This is a genomic window from Lysinibacillus sp. K60 (assembly GCF_019731275.1).
GTDB lineage: Bacteria > Bacillota > Bacilli > Bacillales_A > Planococcaceae > Lysinibacillus > Lysinibacillus capsici.
In genome coordinates this window covers 162,465-179,777 of sequence record NZ_JAASJR010000004.1, presented here as the reverse complement: position 1 = coordinate 179,777, position 17,313 = coordinate 162,465, and the positions used below count along the sequence as shown (strand labels likewise).

Below are 17,313 nucleotides of genomic sequence, written 5' to 3'. Positions count from 1 at the left end.
GGCGTTTATATGGCACAAGTAACATTTAAAAATGGTCCAGTGACACTAGTAGGAAATGAAGTAAAGGTGGGCGATCAAGCTCCAGATTTTACGGTATTAGCGAATGACCTATCACCTGTAACATTAAATGATTCAGAAGGGAAAATTCGTTTATTTAGTGTTGTACCATCATTAGATACTGGTGTATGTGATGCGCAAACACGTCGATTCAATGAGGAAGCAGCTAACTTAGGTGATAATGTAGTCATTTATACAGTATCTGTGGATCTTCCATTCGCTCAAAAGCGTTGGTGTGGTGCAGCAGGTATCGATGCAGTCCAAACTGTATCAGATCACCGCGACCTTTCATTTGGTGAGGCATATGGCGTATACATTCAAGAATTACGTCTTCTGACACGTGCAGTATTCGTTGTGGATGCAAACAATAAAGTAACATATGTTGAATATGTACCTGAAGCTACAGATCATCCAAATTATGAAGCGGCCATTGCAGCTGTCAAAGCACTAGCATAATAAGCTGCTTTTAGGCTAAGATAATACTAGACAAAGGGGCTGTGACAAGTGTTTGTCACGGCTCTTTTCTGCGTGAAAGGAAGTTAGATATGGAAAATATCGAAAAGTTATTTGGTTTGCTAAATGAGCATGCCGAAAAAATCGAAAAAGAACACAATATAACGTTACTAGAGGGATTATTAAATGGGTTAGAGGCATGGCTTGATGGTGAAGTTGATTTTTCTCAAAAAGATGCAACAAAAGAGGATATTCGTAAAGCGATTCAAATTGCTATTTTAAAAGGAATGCGCAAAGGCTCACAACCGAATCATCAAATGACTCCTGATACGTTAGGGCTATTAGTGGGCTACTTTGTGGAGCAGATTTTTGCAGAGCGTCTTGAAAATGAAAAGATCTCGATCATGGATCCAGCAGTAGGCACGGGCAATTTATTACTGACGGTTATGAATTTATTAGATGGAAAAGTGGAAGCAACAGGTGTAGAGGTGGATGAGCTACTTATTCGCCTTGCTGCGGCAACTGCTGATTTAACAGAACAACCTATTTCTTTATACCGTCAAGATGCATTAGAAGATTTATTGGTGAATCCAGTTGATGCCGTTGTTTGTGATTTACCTGTAGGTTATTATCCCAATGAAGAAGTGGCGCTCGATTATGAATTATGTCCAGCGGAGGGAATGAGTTATGCCCATCATTTATTCATCGAGCAATCAATGAATTATACAAAGGATGGCGGCTATTTATTTTTCCTTGCACCAGCTCATCTTTTTGAGTCAGAGCAGTCTAAGCAATTACACAAATACATTCAAAAGCATGCGTGGATTCAAGCGATTATTCAATTACCTGACTCCATGTTTGCGAATAAATCATTAGAGAAGAGCATTGTGATTTTACAAAAACAATCGAAGGAATTGAAAGCTCCTAAAGAAGTCCTATTAGCTAAAGTACCAAATATGCAGAATAAGCAGGCACTTGCGCTATTCTTTGAAAAAGTGAAGATATGGAAAGAGGGCAAGTAATTGCTCTTAAGTGCAAGTAAAAAGGTATCCTATACAAGGATACCTTTTTATGTATTACAAATTAGTTTTCTGGCGTACGGATAACTAGTACGTCACATTTAGCTGAACGTACGATAGCCTCAGATACAGAACCGATTAGGAAGCGTTCTACTGCATTTAGACCAGTTGCACCACAAATGATTAAATCTGCGTCTACGATGTTAGAAAGCTCTTTTGTTATGATATTTTTTGGAGAGCCATACTCGATGATAAGATTAACATTCGTTAAACCTTCATCTTCAGCTTGCTTTTTGTAACCATTTAATAGTTCTTCAGAAAATGCTTGAGCACGCTCTGCAATGGAACGGTCATAAGCTTCGATAGCAGCAAATGAACGAGTATCGATTACATTTACTAGATTTAATACTGCACCTTCGTTTCGTTTTGCAACATCAATTGATTTACGAAACGCGTATTCAGCTTCTTTTGAACCGTCTACTGCAACAACAATGCTTTTATAATGATTAGCCATTTGAAAAACCTCCCTGATTTGTATATGTTGATTATACCAAATGATTTTCTAAAGGAAATACTTTCCGCAAGAAAAATTATGAAAATGTGAAGGCATTTCATGTAGAAATGTTAATTAATTATAAATATCTAATTCCCACTATTTGCAGTGTGTAAACGTGCTTTGATTGGTTTCAACTACACTCGAATCAACTCCAATAACTTCTACTAAGACTCCTTTTTAGTTTTTAAATATAATAATTTATAATGTTATACAACGTTTGAATATTTGTTATTTTGGAAATCTTATAAATTTTATCTGTATTTGCATTAGTTAAAGCTTTTTTTGCAATTGTTTGGTAATATGGAAGTGCAAGGGGTGCATCAAGTTTAGTTACATAAATGATGCTTATTTCTTATGTTATGGAAGGGGATAGGAAACAATGAAGATTGGTATTCCAAAGGAAATTAAAAACAATGAAAACCGTGTAGCAATGACACCAGCAGGAGTTGTCACTTTAACACATGCAGGGCATGAAGTGTACATTGAAACAGGAGCGGGGCTAGGTTCAAGCTTTACGGATGCTGATTACATTGCAGCAGGTGCTCATATTGTTCAAACAGCTAAAGAAGCTTGGTCCCAAGAAATGATTATGAAGGTAAAAGAACCCGTAGCTTCTGAGTATGATTACTTCTACGAGGGTCAAATTTTATTCACTTATTTACACTTAGCGCCAGAGGTTGAATTAACTCAGGCACTTTTAAATAAAAAAGTAGTAGGAATCGCCTACGAAACAGTACAATTAGCAAATGGTTCATTACCATTGTTAACACCAATGAGTGAAGTCGCTGGTAAAATGGCTACACAAATTGGTGCACAGTTCTTAGAGAGAAACCATGCTGGTAAAGGTATTTTACTAGGTGGTGTATCGGGTGTACAACGTGGAAAAGTGACAGTAATTGGCGGTGGTATTGCAGGTACAAATGCTGCAAAAATTGCTGTTGGCATGGGTGCTGATGTGACAGTTATCGATTTAAGTCCAGAACGTTTACGTCAATTAGAAGATATGTTTGGACGTGATGTTCAAACATTAATGTCTAATCCATATAATATTGCAGAATCAGTGAAAGATTCAGATTTAGTTATTGGTGCGGTACTAATCCCAGGCGCAAAAGCACCGAAACTTGTATCGGAAGAAATGATTCAGTCAATGCAAGCCGGCTCTGTTGTAGTCGATATCGCAATTGACCAAGGTGGTATTTTTGCAACATCTGACCGTGTGACAACACATGATGATCCAACATATGTGAAGCATGGCGTTGTACACTATGCAGTTGCTAATATGCCTGGTGCGGTACCACGTACTTCTACAATTGCTTTAACAAATAATACAATTCCATATGCACTTCAAATTGCTAACAAAGGCTACAAACAAGCTTGCCTTGATAATGCAGCACTGAAAAAAGGTGTGAATACATTAGATGGACAACTAGTTTATAAAGCAGTGGCAGATTCACAAGGGCTACCATTTGTCAATGTGGATGAGTTAATTCAATAAACTTTGTTAGAAAGAGGAAAAGGAAGCACACTAATTGCTTCCTTTTTTGCATTATAGAATGATTAAATCTTTCGGGAATTTTGTTAATACTTCAACGCCATCTTTTGTAACGACAACATCATCCTCAATACGTACGCCTGTTACATCTGATTTATAAATGCCAGGCTCAATCGTAAAGACCATACCTTCTTCCATCGTCATCTCATTTGCACCTGTAACAGATGGGAATTCATGTACAGAAATACCAAGACCATGTCCAAGGCGGTGCGTGAAATATTCACCATAACCAGCCTCTGTTATTGTATCACGCGCAATTTTGTCTAAGTCCATCGCACGAACACCTGGTTTTACTGCTGCAACCGCATTTGTGTTGGCAGCTAAAACAGTTTGATAAATTTCTTTCTGCGCTTCACTAGGCTCACCAAAAGCTACAGTACGTGTAATATCTGAGCAATAGCCATCGTAAATAACGCCAAGATCAAATAATACCATATCGCCTTTTTCAATTTTACGTGCACCTGGCTTCCCATGAGGAGAGGCAGTTTTTGGACCACTCAATACCATTGTTTCAAAAGACATTTTACAGCCTTTATCTTGAATGGCACTTTCGATTGCTGTTAGGATTTCCATTTCTGTTTTACCTTCAGCAATTTCCTTGCAACCGATTTCAATTGCATAATCGGCCAATTCAGCAGCTTTACGTAATTTTTCTAATTCACTTTCATCTTTGATTACGCGCATCGCATTAATCTTTTCGTCAAGACGCACAAAGCTAGCTTGAGGGAAAGATTGTTGTAATGCTTCCAAGCGCTCAACAATGAGTTGTGCTTTTTCAATAGCAAATGTAGCTGGGGTGATTTGGCGTGCTACGATCGCTTGAGCAAGAACTTCCATCGAATTTTCTGTATCTTGATGACCAATTACCTCATAAGACCAACCAGCAGCCTTTGCATCTGGAATCTCCATTTGTGGACAAATTAGAAAAGGCTCCACATCTTTAAAAATCATGACTCCTAGTAATCTTTCATGTGGATTACTTTTAAAGCCTGAAACGTAAAAAACATTGTCAGGTGTTGTTACGAACGCTGCATCGATATGATTTTGCTGCAAGTAACGTTGGATTTCTTCAACCTTCGACATCAATATGTCCTCCTTTTATTGCATGGAAAATTTTACGTAAGAAAGCTTCGACTGCCGAAAAAAGTAGCGAGGATTCTTATCGAGTACTGAATAATTATGCTCTAACAGGGTATAAGGCTGTTAGAGAAAACTACCATTATTCTCTGTACAAGCATATCAAAAAAAGGGAAAAAGCGCATGGGTAGCGAATTAAAATGTTGAACTGTATTTGTTAACCGAGGAGGATGTTAAGATGAAAATAAGTTATCATGGGCATTCAGTTGTAAAAATTGAATCAAATGGAAAAACGATATTAATTGACCCTTTTATTAATGGCAATGGGCAAACAGACTTAAAAGTGGCTGATGAAGCGCCAGATATTATTTTACTTACACATGGCCATAATGATCATGTTGGAGATACAGTAGAATTAGCGAAGAAAAAAGATGCGCTAGTGATTGCGCCAAATGAGCTGGCTAATTGGATTTCTTGGCAAGGTGTAAAAACACACCCAATGCATATAGGTGGTGCGAAGGAATTTGACTTCGGTAAAGTAAAGTTTACACAAGCCTTTCATGGATCTTCTTATGTAACAGAAAATAACGAAATTATTTATATGGGCATGCCTGCTGGAATTTTATTATTTATTGAAGGATTAACGATTTATCATGCGGGTGATACAGCTCTTTTTGGTGATATGAAACTAATTGGTGAACGACATCCAATTGATATTGCATTCTTACCGATCGGTGATAATTTTACAATGGGGCCAGAGGATGCAGCCTGTGCAGTTTCGTTTTTAAAACCGAAAATTGTCGTACCGATTCATTACAATACTTTTCCACCAATCGAGCAAGATCCGCAAATTTTTGCAGATTTAGTACAAAATACAGAAGTTCAAATTTTGAAAGCTGGCGAAAAAGTAAACTGTTTCTAATCGTTGGTAATGCTGTACTATATGAATTGACACCACGCTGGTAGTTGAAATGATGGGGAAAGTTAAACAATTTCATCACTTTATATTAAATATTTTCTTAAAAAATATGGTACACTAAGAGCAGAATTGAAGCTTAGGAAATAGGTGATATTTTGTCTACAAAACATGAGAAAATTTTACAATACATCGAGTCACTACCCGTGGGCGATAAAATTTCAGTACGGCAAATAGCAAAGGAAATGCAAGTGAGTGAAGGAACGGCTTACCGTGCAATAAAGGAAGCTGAAAATCGTCGCTTAGTAAGTTCTATTGAACGTGTTGGAACAATTCGTATTGAGAAAAAAAAGAAAGAAAATATTGAGCGCTTAACTTTTGCAGAAATTGTTAATATTGTAGATGGCCAAGTTTTAGGTGGTAAATCAGGTCTACATAAAACACTAACAAAATTTGTTATTGGTGCCATGCAATTAGAGGACATGATGCGTTACACGGATGCAGGTAGCTTATTAATTGTTGGTAACCGTATTAAAGCACATGAAAATGCCCTTCGAGCGGGTGCAGCTGTTTTAATCACGGGCGGTTTTGATACTACGGAAGATAATAAGTTGCTTGCAGATTCATTGGATTTACCAATTATTTCAACAAGCTACGATACGTTTACAGTAGCAACAATGATTAATCGGGCAATCTATGACCAGTTGATTAAAAAAGATATTCTTTTTATCGAAGACATTTATGTACCAATGACTGACACTGCAGCATTAAAAAATGATGAAACAATTCATCATTTCCAGAAGCTGAATGAACGAACTACCCATGGTGCATTTCCTGTAGTTACCCACCAAAATAAACTGGTCGGTATGATTACCGTAAAAGACGTCATTGGTCGTGAAGAAAACGAGCTTATTGAAAAAGTAATGACGAAAAACCCGATTGCGGGATCCATGAAAATGAGTGTCGCTTCTGCAGGGCATCGAATGATTTGGGAGGGGATTGATCTCTTACCAATTGTAGATGACGACAATATTTTACAGGGTGTTATTAGCCGTCAAGATGTACTGAAGGCGTTGCAATTAGCACAAAGACAGCCACAGCACGGTGAAACGATTGATGATTTAGTGAAAAATGAAATGAAGGTATTAGGTGATGAAGAACTCATAGTTGAATTTAAAGTCACACCACAAATGACCAATCAATATGGAGCAATTTCATACGGTGCTTTTACAACTTTACTGGCTGAGGTCGGTTCATTCGCATTAAAACGACGTAAACGTGGAGATGCAGTGGCAGAGAATATGACTATTTATTTTATTAAACCAGTCCAAATGGAAAGTACGCTAACTGTTAAGCCTCGGATTTTAGATATGAGTCGTAAGTTTGTGAAAATGGATTTTGAAGTGTATAATCAACAAATGCTTGTTGGTAAGGCAATGATGATGTTCCAACTATTAGAACGTTAAGTATTGAAAAGGGATGGCCTAGCGCAATTGCTTGGTCATCCCTTTGTTACATATATTATTGATTAATGCGGAATTCTTCCTCAACAAATTGTCCATAATGACGTGCTTTTTTTATATTTTCTATAATAACTAAGATGCCGAGCGCGGCAAGAATTGCTACAATAATAAATGTAAATAAGCTCGGGAATAAATAAGCTTGATTTAAAGCAAATGACAAAATTAAGGAACCTAAGCCGATGTTCGCTTTGCTTTTATACCAGTTTTTAGCAATAGGTAATGGAGAACGGAATTGTTTTGTTTTAAAATAAAAATAAAAAACAAAAGATATGATAATCGCAAACACAAATATTAAATTGAGCATAGTAAACCTCCTAGCATAACTAGACATTATTGTAACGATAATTATGCGAAAATGCTAACGGTTCTTACTATCATTTTGGGGGAAATTATTGTGAAAAGACAAATCATCGACACAATTGAGGCCAATGAAACCATTATTATCCATCGTCATGTACGTCCTGATCCTGATGCTTATGGCTCGCAGCAAGGCTTAAAAGAGATTATTTTAGCCAATTATCCTGAGAAAAAGGTTTTTGCTGTAGGGGAACATGATGCTTCTTTATCTTTTATGGCACAGCCTGATGAAATAGCGGATGAAGTGTATGAGAATGCTTTAGTAATTGTCACTGACACTGCTAATACAGAACGTGTTGACGACCAACGCTACACAAAAGGAAAAATGGTGATAAAAATTGATCATCATCCAAATGATGATGCTTATGGTGATCTTTTATGGGTGGACACGACAGCAAGCTCTTGTAGTGAAATGATCTATGAATTATATGTAGAAGGCAAGGAAGCAGCAAACTGGAAGCTTTCAGATGCTGCTGCACGCTTATTATTTGCAGGAATAGTGGGCGATACAGGTAGATTCCAATTCCCAAGTACAACAGCTAAAACATTTAAAGTTGCTGCGGATCTGATTACATATGATTTTGATCGAAATCAACTATTCGATGGCATGTATGAAATGGAGCAAAAGTTACTTAATTTACAGGGATATATTTATCAAAACTTTACAATGGATGAGCATGGAGCAGCCTATGTGAAGCTAACAAAAGAATTACTGGCAGAGCATGATACTGTGCCATCTGAGGCTTCTTTATTAGTAGGCTGCCTTGGCAGTGTTAAAGATATATGCTCATGGGTTGTTTTCATTGAAGAAGGGGATCAGATCCGTGTACGATTACGTTCGAAGGGTCCCGTTATCAATACATTAGCGAAAGAATTTAACGGTGGCGGACATCCGCTTGCATCTGGTGCTACTGCCTATTCATGGGAAGAAGCAGACCTCGTTATTGCAAGATTAAAAGAGATTTGTAAAGCATATCATTAACAGAGAAAAGGAAGGGATTCATTTGACACATGTATATACAAAGATGCATACGAGCGCGGATTTATTGAAAAGCACAATTCGGCTTGAGCAATTGATTCCTTTTTTACAAGAACAAAAGACACAAGCCTGTGCAATCGTTAATACGAAATTGTACGGGCTTTTGCCTTTTTGTAAAGCATTGCAGCAAGCAAATATCCATGCGGTTATAGGGCTTTCGGTTAACGTTCAGTGGCATGATAAAACGCTCCCCCTCGTCCTGTATGCGCGGACACAGGAGGGCTATCAACATTTATTAAAGATTAGTAGTGCGATTTCAATTAGACAAGATGATGTGCTACCGTGGAAATGGCTTGAGGGATATTCAGCAGGCTGTATAGCTCTACTTTCTTCAGACGATTTAACTAATGTAGATGACTGGCAGGCAATGGTTTCTGCATTGGTCCAACTTTTTAACCATCATTTCTATATGGGGATTGCTAGACCTGGAGGGATAAAGGCTGAACAAGAAGATGAATTCGTTTCTTGGTGTGAAGAACATGCTATTGCTCTTGTAGCCTCTCAAAGCTGTTATTTCTTGCGTCCAGAAGATCATTTTGCTTATGAAGTAGCAAGAGCAATTGATACAGGAGAAAAGCTTAGTAATACTATGCAAACAGCTGATGTACAGGGCTATTTTGCCCCAACAGCATTCGAATGGCAAAATTGGTTTGCTGATCATCCAGATTGGCTTGATTCCAGTACGAAAATGCTTGCTTGCTGTAGAGCTGATTTACCAAAAATGACTGTGCAAATGCCTAAATTTCCTGTACCTGAAGGTGAAACAGCTGAAAGCTTGCTTGCTAAAGAAGCATTTACTGGATTAGAAGAGCGATTCAAGCAACTGGCAATACCCGTTGCTTACCATGAGCGATTACAGTATGAACTTGAAATTATTTGCTCTATGGGCTTTGCTGACTATTTTTTGGTTGTGGCAGATTTCATGCGTTATGCAAAAGAAAATCGAATTTTGACGGGACCTGGACGTGGTTCCTCAGCAGGTTCGCTTGTGGCATATAGTCTTTCGATTACCCAAGTAGATCCACTTGCCTATGGTTTATTATTCGAACGCTTTTTAAATCCTGAAAGAATTACCTTACCTGATATTGATATCGATTTTGTTGATAGTAAAAGACATCAAGTCATTCAGTATGTTGCCCAAAAGTATGGCAAAGCAAATGTCGCACAAATTATTACATTTGGTACATTGTCTGCAAAAGCAGTTGCCAGGGATGTTGCAAGGGTATTTGGCTTTGATGCGGAAATGCTAGAAAAAATTTCGAAGATGATTCCAAATAAGCCGGGTATTACATTACAAAGAGCTGTTGCAGAGTCACAGAACTTTCAAGGCTGGTTAGCGGAGAATGATATGCATTTGCGTTGGTACGAGGTGGCATTAAAATTGGAGGGACTACCAAGAAATTCGTCTATACATGCAGCTGGTATTGTCATCGCTCCATCGCCTTTAGTGAATACTGTACCGATTGAAAAAGGGCATGATGGTATTTATAGTACGCAATGGCCAATGGGAGATATTGAAGCATGTGGTCTCGTCAAAATGGATTTTTTAGGCTTGCGAAATCTCACTATTTTAGAGCAAATACGTTGGTCAATTTATAAAGCTGGTGGTCCTTGGATAGAATTCGAGCGAATCCCAATGCATGATGACAAGACGTTTCAACTATTACAAAGAGGGGATACGCTGGGGATCTTTCAATTAGAATCAGACGGTATGAAGCAAGCCTTGCGTGATATCGGTCCTACAAGTTTTTTAGATATTGTGGCTGTAAATGCACTTTATCGCCCAGGTCCAATGGATTTTATTCCTGTCTATGCAAAACGGAAAGCTGGTAGAGAAATGGTAACGATGCCACATCCAGTGCTAGAGCCTATTCTACAAGAGACCTTTGGTGTGATCGTTTATCAAGAGCAAATTATTAAAATTGCATCCGTACTGGCCGGCTTTACAATGGGACAGGCAGATTTGCTTCGCCGTGCAGTGAGTAAAAAAAATCGACAAGTTTTAGAGGAGCAACGCACAGCATTTGTTCAGGGAGCGCTACGCCAAGGCTTTGATCAGCGTTTAGCTGAAGAAGTATACGAACTGATTGTACGCTTTGCGGATTATGGTTTCCCTAAAAGTCATGCTGTGGCCTATAGTGTTATTTCCTATCAAATGGCATATTTAAAGGCGCATTTCCCTCAAAACTTTTATGCAGCGTTATTATCAAATGCCACTGGAAATGTAGAAAAGATTCAACAATTTGTCCATGAGGCAAAAGAAAAGGGCATCCCATTTTATCCACCTTCATTAAAAAATAGTACGAAATATTTTACGGTAGAAAATGAAGGCATTCGCTACAGCTTATCAGGAATTAAGGGTGTGCCTCATACATTTATAGAAAAAATACATGGACTCCGTCAAACAAATCCAGAGGTATTAAATAACCTATTTGATCTAGCTGTTGCCTTAAGTGCGCAGCATTTTAAGCCAAAAGTGTTGGAATCATTGATATATGCCGGGGCGCTTGATTATCTAGAAAAAGATAGAGCAGTCCTCATCATGACAGTAGAGGCAGCTTTGAAACACGCGGAACTTTTAAGGCCTACTGAAGATATTGATTTGGCGTCAGCAATGGCATTTAGTTTTGGTAAACCAAAATATATGCAGGCAGAAGCAATGTCCCAGAAGGAAAAATTGATGCATGAAAAAGAGAGCTTGGGCTTTTATATTTCTACCCATCCTGTTGCACAGGAAAGACTCTTCTGGGCGGATATCAATAGTACCTGTCGAGAGTTAAAGCAGAAGCGTGATGGTACCCCGATAAAAATGATTGGTCTGATTGAAGAAGTGAAGAAGATCCGTACAAAAAAAGGTGAGCAAATGGCTTTTGTTCAGCTACAGGATGAGTTTGGAACAGTTTCCATTACATTTTTTCCACAAACCTTTCAATTAGTCCAAGACCTGCTGGTAGAGGAGGAAATGTTGTGGATTGAAGGTGTTTTAGAAAGACGTTTTGGCAAGCCGCAAATCAAAGTAAAACATGCGCAAACGACGAAAAAGATATAAAATGAAACAAGAAATTAGAAACTGCATTAAATTTTATGCAGTTTTTTCTTTACTTTTGCACAGTTATTTTGTAAGCTAGAGTCAACGTTAAAAAGTGGTCAGACCACTTTTTTGATAAGGGGAGTTAGTCGTATGGATAAAAAAACCGAACAAAAAAAAGTGTTTTTAGAAATCGTCCAACAACTACGTCAACTCATTAAAATGGAAAAAATTCAAGCAGGTGAGAAGCTACCTTCTGAACGAGTTCTATCAGAGCGTCTAGGTGTCGGGCGATCCTCTGTGAGAGAGGCTTTGCGAAGCTTAGAGTTGCTAGGGCTTATTGAAACAAGACATGGTGGTGGTACTTTTCTTGCGTCCACACATAAGCATCAGCTCGTAGAAATACTGTCGATGTTTATATTAGAAGATGAAAAATCAAAAAAAGATGTCGAATTAACGCGACAAATTCATGAAATGGAAGCAATCCGCGTAATAAGTTGTACAGAGATTCTTCGCACACTACCTGTGTGGGATAGTTTTTTTGTGAAACTAGAAATAGAAGGTACAATTAATTGTCGAGATATTTTAAGAGAACTATTAATTACGACAGGTAATCGTCTTTCGTTAAAAATCTGGTTTCAATTAGCAGCTTATGATGGCGACCGTTTAAATCGAAACTCAACAGAAAATGAAAAATTAATCATTCAAACGATGTTGAAATCGATGCAGCTGGGTTACGAAAAAGAAGCATTAAAAGCTTATGAGCAGTGGATGAGTACTGTACAGAGCATTTAGACAACAACAAAGGGGGAGTCGAACATGGCAATACGTAGCTTATTTAGTGGTAATCGAAAGAAGAAAGAGGACGGGCAAGAAAAGGCATTTCCAGAAGGGTTAATGACAAAATGTCCTGAATGTCGTCACATTCAATTAACAAAAGAATTAGAAAAAAATCATAAAGTATGTACAAAATGTAGTCATCATTTCAAAATGACGGCACAAGAGCGTGTGGAATATTTCTTAGATGAAGGCTCATTCGAATCCATGGATGATCATTTACAAACAAGTAATCCCCTTAATTTCCCAGCATATGTTGAAAAAATTTCAGCAGACCAAGAGAAAACAGGCTTGAATGAGGCTGTCCTAACAGGCGTTGGTACAATAGATGGTGAGGAAATTGTCGTAGCGATTATGGATTCGCACTTCCGTATGGGGTCTATGGGCTCTGTAGTTGGTGAAAAAATTACGAGAGCAGTAGAAAAGGCAACAGAACTAGGTGTACCATTTATTATCTTTACCGCTAGTGGTGGTGCTCGTATGCAAGAGGGCGTATTATCGTTAATGCAAATGGCGAAAACTAGTGTCGCATTAAAACGCCACAGTGATCAAGGCTTATTGTTCATCTCTATCTTAACGCATCCAACAACAGGTGGAGTTTCGGCAAGCTTTGCTTCTGTTGGTGATATAAATATTGCAGAGCCACAGGCATTAATTGGCTTTGCAGGGCGACGTGTAATTGAAGAAACTGTACGAGAAAAACTGCCTAGTGATTTCCAAACAGCAGAATTTTTATTAGAGCATGGTCAGCTTGATGCCATTTTCCATCGCAAAGATTTACGTAAACAAGTATCTTTACTTGTAAAAATGCATACGAAAGGCGGCGTGCAACATGTCTAAAAATTTAGCATTTGAAGAACCAGTCGTACAATTACGTGAGAAAATTGATGAATTAAAAACAATCGCTGCTGAAGCAGAAGTTGATATGTCTGGTGAAATCGAAAAGCTTGAAACGCGTTTATCACAATTAGAGCAATCAATTTATGCCAATATGAAGCCGTGGGATCGTGTGCAAGTGGCAAGACATCCAGAAAGACCTACAACGCTTCAATATATTGAAGCAATGTGTGAAGATTTTATTGAATTACATGGTGATCGTACATTTGGTGATGATGCAGCCATTCTTGGTGGGATTGCCATTTTCGAAGGGCAACCAGTCACAATTATTGGACATCAACGTGGTAAGTCTACTAAGGAAAATATACGTCGTAATTTTGGTATGCCTCATCCAGAGGGTTATCGAAAAGCACTACGCTTGATGAAGCAAGCTGAAAAATTCAAAAGACCGATTATTTGTTTTATTGATACAAAAGGCGCTTACCCAGGGAAAGCTGCTGAAGAACGTGGTCAAAGTGAAGCAATTGCTAGGAATCTTGTAGAAATGGCTGGCTTAACTGTTCCTGTAATTAGTATTGTTATTGGTGAAGGAGGAAGTGGTGGTGCACTAGCGTTAGGTGTAGCAAACCGTGTCTTTATGCTCGAGAACTCGACTTACTCTGTTATTTCGCCAGAAGGAGCGGCATCTATTTTATGGCGTGATGGTAGTCTGGCTAAGCAGGCAGCAGAAGCAATGCGTATCACAGCACCCGATTTGAAAGAACTTGGTGTAATTGATGGCATTATCCCTGAAATTATTGGTGGAGCACATCGCAATGTAGCAAAACAGGCCCTTTCTATTAAAGAATGCATTAGTGACACACTTCAAGCATTAAATTCTTTAAATGGAGAACAATTAGTAGAAGATCGCTATGAAAAATTTAAAAAAATTGGACAGTATACAGAAGTGTAAATCTGTTTGTGAAAAGATGAATGTTGTTTAGCTTAACAGGGTATAACATTTAAAAGCTATAAATTTGCTCGTTAAGAGACAAAATTTGTATCTTAACATATTAAAAAGCTATAAAAATTAAAGAAGATAATAGCGCATAATAAACGCCAGACTTCTTGAAAAAATGTTAGATTTAGGATGTTTTTAGGTGGAAAGAGTGTGTGAAAGCGCATTCTTTTCATTTTTTATGTAAAAGTTATGTTTTTGTATCCCCAGAACCCTTACATAGTTTGTTTTTTCATGTTAATGTGAATAATAATAGTAACTGCAGGAGGTTCGACAATGAAAAAAATTGCTGTATTAACTAGTGGTGGAGATGCGCCTGGAATGAACGCTGCTATTCGAGCGGTCGTTCGTAAGGCAGCATTTCATGGAATTGATGTTGTCGGAATTAAGCATGGTTATGAAGGCTTAGTAAAAGGATTTATGGAAGAACTTGATTTAGGTGCAGTTGGTGGTATTATCCAACGCGGTGGAACGCATTTGAATTCGGCAAGATGCCCAGAATTTAAAGAGGATGCTGTTCAGCAACGAGGTATTGAGAATTTACGAGCTGCTGGTATTGAAGGACTTGTTGTCATTGGTGGTGATGGGTCTTATCGAGGTGCCATGGATTTGGTGAAAAAAGGCTTCCCTGTTGTAGGGGTACCTGGGACAATTGACAATGATATTCCAGGAACTGAATATACGATCGGCTTTGATACAGCCCTAAATACAGTTGTAGAATCCATTGATAAAATCCGAGATACTGCTACATCCCATGAAAATTCTTTCATTGTAGAGGTCATGGGACGTGATGCAGGAGATATCGCTTTATGGGCAGGTCTTGCTGCTGGTGCTGAAACAGTTTTAATTCCAGAGGAAGATTATATTTTAGACGATATTGTCGCACGCTTAGATCGTGGTGCTGCACGTGGTAAAAAGCATAGTATTATTATTGTTGCAGAGGGTGTTATGTCAGGAAGTGAGCTGGCTAAACTGTTAAAAGAAAAAACAGGTAAAGAAACACGTGTTTCAGTATTAGGTCATATCCAACGTGGTGGATCACCAACAGCTAGAGATCGTGTATTAGCGAGTCAGTTTGGCGCACATGCAGTTGAATTACTTATGGAAGGCAAAGCTGGTCGAGCAGTAGGTATTCGCAATCATCAAGTCATTGATTATGATATGCCAGAGGCTTTTGAAAAGAATCATGAGGCTGATGTAAGCCTATATACACTAATGAAAGAACTATCAATATAATTTGTTATAAAACGGAGTGGGCAAAAATGAGAAAAACAAAAATCGTATGTACAATTGGACCTGCAAGTGAATCACCAGAAATTTTAGAAAAATTAATCGAAGCAGGTATGAATGTAGCCCGCTTGAATTTTTCACACGGATCACATGAGGAACATGCAGGGCGTATTCATTTAATTCGTGAAGTGGCACAAAAATTAAATAAACCAGTGGGAATTTTACTTGATACAAAGGGACCAGAAATTCGTACACACAACATGAAAAATGGCGAGCTTCATTTGTCAGCAGGTCAAGTTATTGATATTTCAATGTCAGAAGTAGAAGGTACTGAGACGAGCTTTTCTGTCACATATGAGCGCTTAATTGAAGACGTTGAGCAAAATTCAATTATTTTACTTGATGATGGTCTAATTCAACTACGTGTATTAGCAACGGATATGGAAAAAGGATTAATTCATACAATTGTTGAAAATGCTGGCGTTCTAAAAAATAAAAAGGGTGTTAACGTACCAGGTGTTTCTGTACAACTACCAGGTATCACAGAAAAAGACGCACAAGATATTTTATTTGGTATCGAACAAGGTGTTGATTTTATTGCTGCTTCATTCGTTCGTCGTGCAAAAGATGTTCTTGAAATTCGTGAATTACTTGAACAAAATGGTGGTAGTCATATTCAAATCATCCCAAAAATTGAAAACCAAGAGGGTGTCGATAACATCGATGAAATCATCCTGGTATCTGACGGTTTAATGGTTGCTCGTGGAGATCTTGGTGTTGAAATTCCAGCAGAAGAAGTACCGCTTGTACAAAAGAAATTAATTCTAAAATGTAATCAAGTTGGTAAACCGGTAATTACGGCAACTCAAATGTTAGATTCCATGCAGCGTAACCCACGACCAACACGTGCAGAAGCAAGTGATGTAGCCAACGCAATTATTGATGGAACAGATGCTATCATGTTATCTGGTGAAACTGCTGCAGGTCTTTATCCAGTTGAATCGGTACAAACGATGAATAAAATTGCACAACGCACTGAAAATTCATTAGATTATCGATCAATTGTTTCTACACGTAGTCGTGAGAAAGAAGCAAATATGACAGAGGCAATTTCACAAGCTGTAGCTTACACTTCTATCAATTTAGGAGTGAAAGCCGTATTAGCACCAACTGAAAGTGGTAATACAGCGAGAATGATTGCGAAATATCGACCAGGAGTGCCAATTGTTGCCGTAACAGGCTCTACAAATACAGCTCATACATTAACACTAGTATGGGGCGTATACCCAATTGTGTGTCAACGTGTGACAACAACAGATGAAATTTTAGAACTAGCTGTGGATGAAAGCTTGAAGCATGGTTTTGTTACACATGGAGACGCAGTTGTCATTACTGCAGGTGTACCTGTAGGTGAAGCGGGTACAACAAACTTAATGAAAGTTCACATTATTGGAGATTTACTTGCACGTGGACAAGGGATCGGAAAAGCATCAGTTGTTGGTAAAACAGTGGTTGCTAAAAATGCTGCTGAGGCACTAGCCTACGATACAGACGGATGCATCATTGTTACAGTCGGTTCAGATCGTGATATGATGCCTGCTTTAGAAAATTGTATTGGCCTAATTACTGAAGAAGGTGGACTTACTAGCCATGCAGCAGTTGTAGGGTTAAGCCTAGGTATTCCAGTAATCGTTGGTGTAAAAGAAGCAACTACATTAATCCGTCATGGTCAAGAAATTACAATGGACGCTGAAACAGGTGTGATTTACAAAGGACATGCAAGCGTTCTTTAATAATTAACAAAAAGCTCTAGTGCGGTTTGTTGTACTAGAGCT

At 38.2% G+C, this 17,313-nt stretch carries 15 protein-coding genes; 12 read left to right on the top strand and 3 right to left on the bottom strand.

Annotation, left to right across the window (positions count from 1 at the left end; translation table 11 throughout):
• The first annotated feature begins 9 nt into the window (after positions 1-9).
• Both tpx and HCH28_RS11210 read left to right on the top strand, forming a co-directional pair.
• Positions 10-513 carry a thiol peroxidase gene (tpx, locus tag HCH28_RS11215; RefSeq protein ID WP_004226187.1) on the top strand — a complete coding sequence of 168 codons (504 nt, stop codon included), beginning with the start codon at positions 10-12 and terminating at the stop codon, positions 511-513.
• A gap of 89 nt (positions 514-602) precedes the next feature.
• The gene (locus tag HCH28_RS11210; RefSeq protein WP_221680992.1) at positions 603-1,532 is read left to right on the top strand and encodes a class I SAM-dependent methyltransferase; all 930 of its coding nucleotides are present in this window, start codon (positions 603-605) and stop codon (positions 1,530-1,532) included.
• Positions 1,533-1,593: 61 nt separating this feature from the next.
• On the opposite strand, the gene HCH28_RS11205 is transcribed toward HCH28_RS11210, so the two are convergent.
• Positions 1,594-2,043, bottom strand: coding sequence for a universal stress protein (locus HCH28_RS11205; RefSeq protein WP_004226191.1), 450 nt, complete (start codon positions 2,041-2,043; stop codon positions 1,594-1,596).
• A gap of 421 nt (positions 2,044-2,464) precedes the next feature.
• Between HCH28_RS11205 and ald the strand changes: the two genes are divergently transcribed.
• A complete protein-coding gene (gene ald / locus HCH28_RS11200) occupies positions 2,465-3,580 on the top strand; it encodes an alanine dehydrogenase (protein WP_004226195.1) in 1,116 nt (371 codons plus the stop codon).
• A 51-nt stretch (positions 3,581-3,631) separates the two neighbouring features.
• Here the strand turns inward: ald and HCH28_RS11195 are convergent, their stop codons facing one another.
• Entirely contained in the window at positions 3,632-4,720 is a 1,089-nt protein-coding gene (locus HCH28_RS11195) for a M24 family metallopeptidase (protein ID WP_221680991.1), read from the bottom strand.
• A gap of 232 nt (positions 4,721-4,952) precedes the next feature.
• Here HCH28_RS11195 and HCH28_RS11190 point away from each other — a divergent pair, with 232 nt between their 5' ends.
• Positions 4,953-5,636, top strand: coding sequence for a metal-dependent hydrolase (locus HCH28_RS11190; protein ID WP_221680990.1), 684 nt, complete (start codon positions 4,953-4,955; stop codon positions 5,634-5,636).
• Positions 5,637-5,788: 152 nt separating this feature from the next.
• Complete coding sequence (locus HCH28_RS11185; RefSeq protein WP_004226205.1) at positions 5,789-7,096, top strand: DRTGG domain-containing protein; 1,308 nt, start codon at positions 5,789-5,791, stop codon at positions 7,094-7,096.
• Between the two features lie 55 nt (positions 7,097-7,151).
• Here the strand turns inward: HCH28_RS11185 and HCH28_RS11180 are convergent, their stop codons facing one another.
• Entirely contained in the window at positions 7,152-7,457 is a 306-nt protein-coding gene (locus HCH28_RS11180; RefSeq protein ID WP_221680989.1) for a YtpI family protein, read from the bottom strand.
• 90 nt (positions 7,458-7,547) lie between these two features.
• Here HCH28_RS11180 and HCH28_RS11175 point away from each other — a divergent pair, with 90 nt between their 5' ends.
• From HCH28_RS11175 to pyk, 7 genes are all read left to right on the top strand, one after another.
• A complete protein-coding gene (locus HCH28_RS11175) occupies positions 7,548-8,492 on the top strand; it encodes a DHH family phosphoesterase (RefSeq protein ID WP_221680988.1) in 945 nt (314 codons plus the stop codon).
• A 22-nt stretch (positions 8,493-8,514) separates the two neighbouring features.
• Complete coding sequence (gene dnaE, locus HCH28_RS11170; protein WP_221680987.1) at positions 8,515-11,598, top strand: DNA polymerase III subunit alpha; 3,084 nt, start codon at positions 8,515-8,517, stop codon at positions 11,596-11,598.
• A 132-nt stretch (positions 11,599-11,730) separates the two neighbouring features.
• Positions 11,731-12,372: a FadR/GntR family transcriptional regulator gene (locus HCH28_RS11165; RefSeq protein WP_004226221.1), complete on the top strand. Its 642-nt coding sequence runs from the start codon at positions 11,731-11,733 to the stop codon at positions 12,370-12,372.
• A gap of 24 nt (positions 12,373-12,396) precedes the next feature.
• On the top strand, positions 12,397-13,254 hold the full coding sequence (accD, locus tag HCH28_RS11160; protein ID WP_004226223.1) for an acetyl-CoA carboxylase, carboxyltransferase subunit beta: 858 nt from the start codon (positions 12,397-12,399) through the stop codon (positions 13,252-13,254).
• Positions 13,247-14,203, top strand: coding sequence for an acetyl-CoA carboxylase carboxyltransferase subunit alpha (locus tag HCH28_RS11155; protein WP_221680986.1), 957 nt, complete (start codon positions 13,247-13,249; stop codon positions 14,201-14,203). The genes accD and HCH28_RS11155 overlap by 8 nt, the downstream gene beginning before the upstream one ends.
• A 321-nt stretch (positions 14,204-14,524) precedes the next feature.
• Positions 14,525-15,484 carry a 6-phosphofructokinase gene (gene pfkA / locus HCH28_RS11150; protein ID WP_221680985.1) on the top strand — a complete coding sequence of 320 codons (960 nt, stop codon included), beginning with the start codon at positions 14,525-14,527 and terminating at the stop codon, positions 15,482-15,484.
• Positions 15,485-15,510: 26 nt separating this feature from the next.
• Entirely contained in the window at positions 15,511-17,271 is a 1,761-nt protein-coding gene (pyk, locus tag HCH28_RS11145; protein WP_221680984.1) for a pyruvate kinase, read from the top strand.
• The last annotated feature ends 42 nt before the right edge of the window (positions 17,272-17,313 follow it).

Bases quoted from the DNA above. Each gene is read 5' to 3' on its own strand.
- tpx (WP_004226187.1), top strand. From the start codon at position 10: ATGGCACAAGTAACATTTAAAAATGGTCCAGTGACACTAGTAGGAAAT.
- HCH28_RS11205 (WP_004226191.1), bottom strand. From the start codon at position 2,043: ATGGCTAATCATTATAAAAGCATTGTTGTTGCAGTAGACGGTTCAAAA.
- ald (WP_004226195.1), top strand. From the start codon at position 2,465: ATGAAGATTGGTATTCCAAAGGAAATTAAAAACAATGAAAACCGTGTA.
- HCH28_RS11210 (WP_221680992.1), top strand. From the start codon at position 603: ATGGAAAATATCGAAAAGTTATTTGGTTTGCTAAATGAGCATGCCGAA.
- pfkA (WP_221680985.1), top strand. From the start codon at position 14,525: ATGAAAAAAATTGCTGTATTAACTAGTGGTGGAGATGCGCCTGGAATG.
- accD (WP_004226223.1), top strand. From the start codon at position 12,397: ATGGCAATACGTAGCTTATTTAGTGGTAATCGAAAGAAGAAAGAGGAC.
- HCH28_RS11195 (WP_221680991.1), bottom strand. From the start codon at position 4,720: ATGTCGAAGGTTGAAGAAATCCAACGTTACTTGCAGCAAAATCATATC.
- pyk (WP_221680984.1), top strand. From the start codon at position 15,511: ATGAGAAAAACAAAAATCGTATGTACAATTGGACCTGCAAGTGAATCA.
- HCH28_RS11165 (WP_004226221.1), top strand. From the start codon at position 11,731: ATGGATAAAAAAACCGAACAAAAAAAAGTGTTTTTAGAAATCGTCCAA.
- HCH28_RS11155 (WP_221680986.1), top strand. From the start codon at position 13,247: ATGTCTAAAAATTTAGCATTTGAAGAACCAGTCGTACAATTACGTGAG.
- HCH28_RS11180 (WP_221680989.1), bottom strand. From the start codon at position 7,457: ATGCTCAATTTAATATTTGTGTTTGCGATTATCATATCTTTTGTTTTT.
- HCH28_RS11190 (WP_221680990.1), top strand. From the start codon at position 4,953: ATGAAAATAAGTTATCATGGGCATTCAGTTGTAAAAATTGAATCAAAT.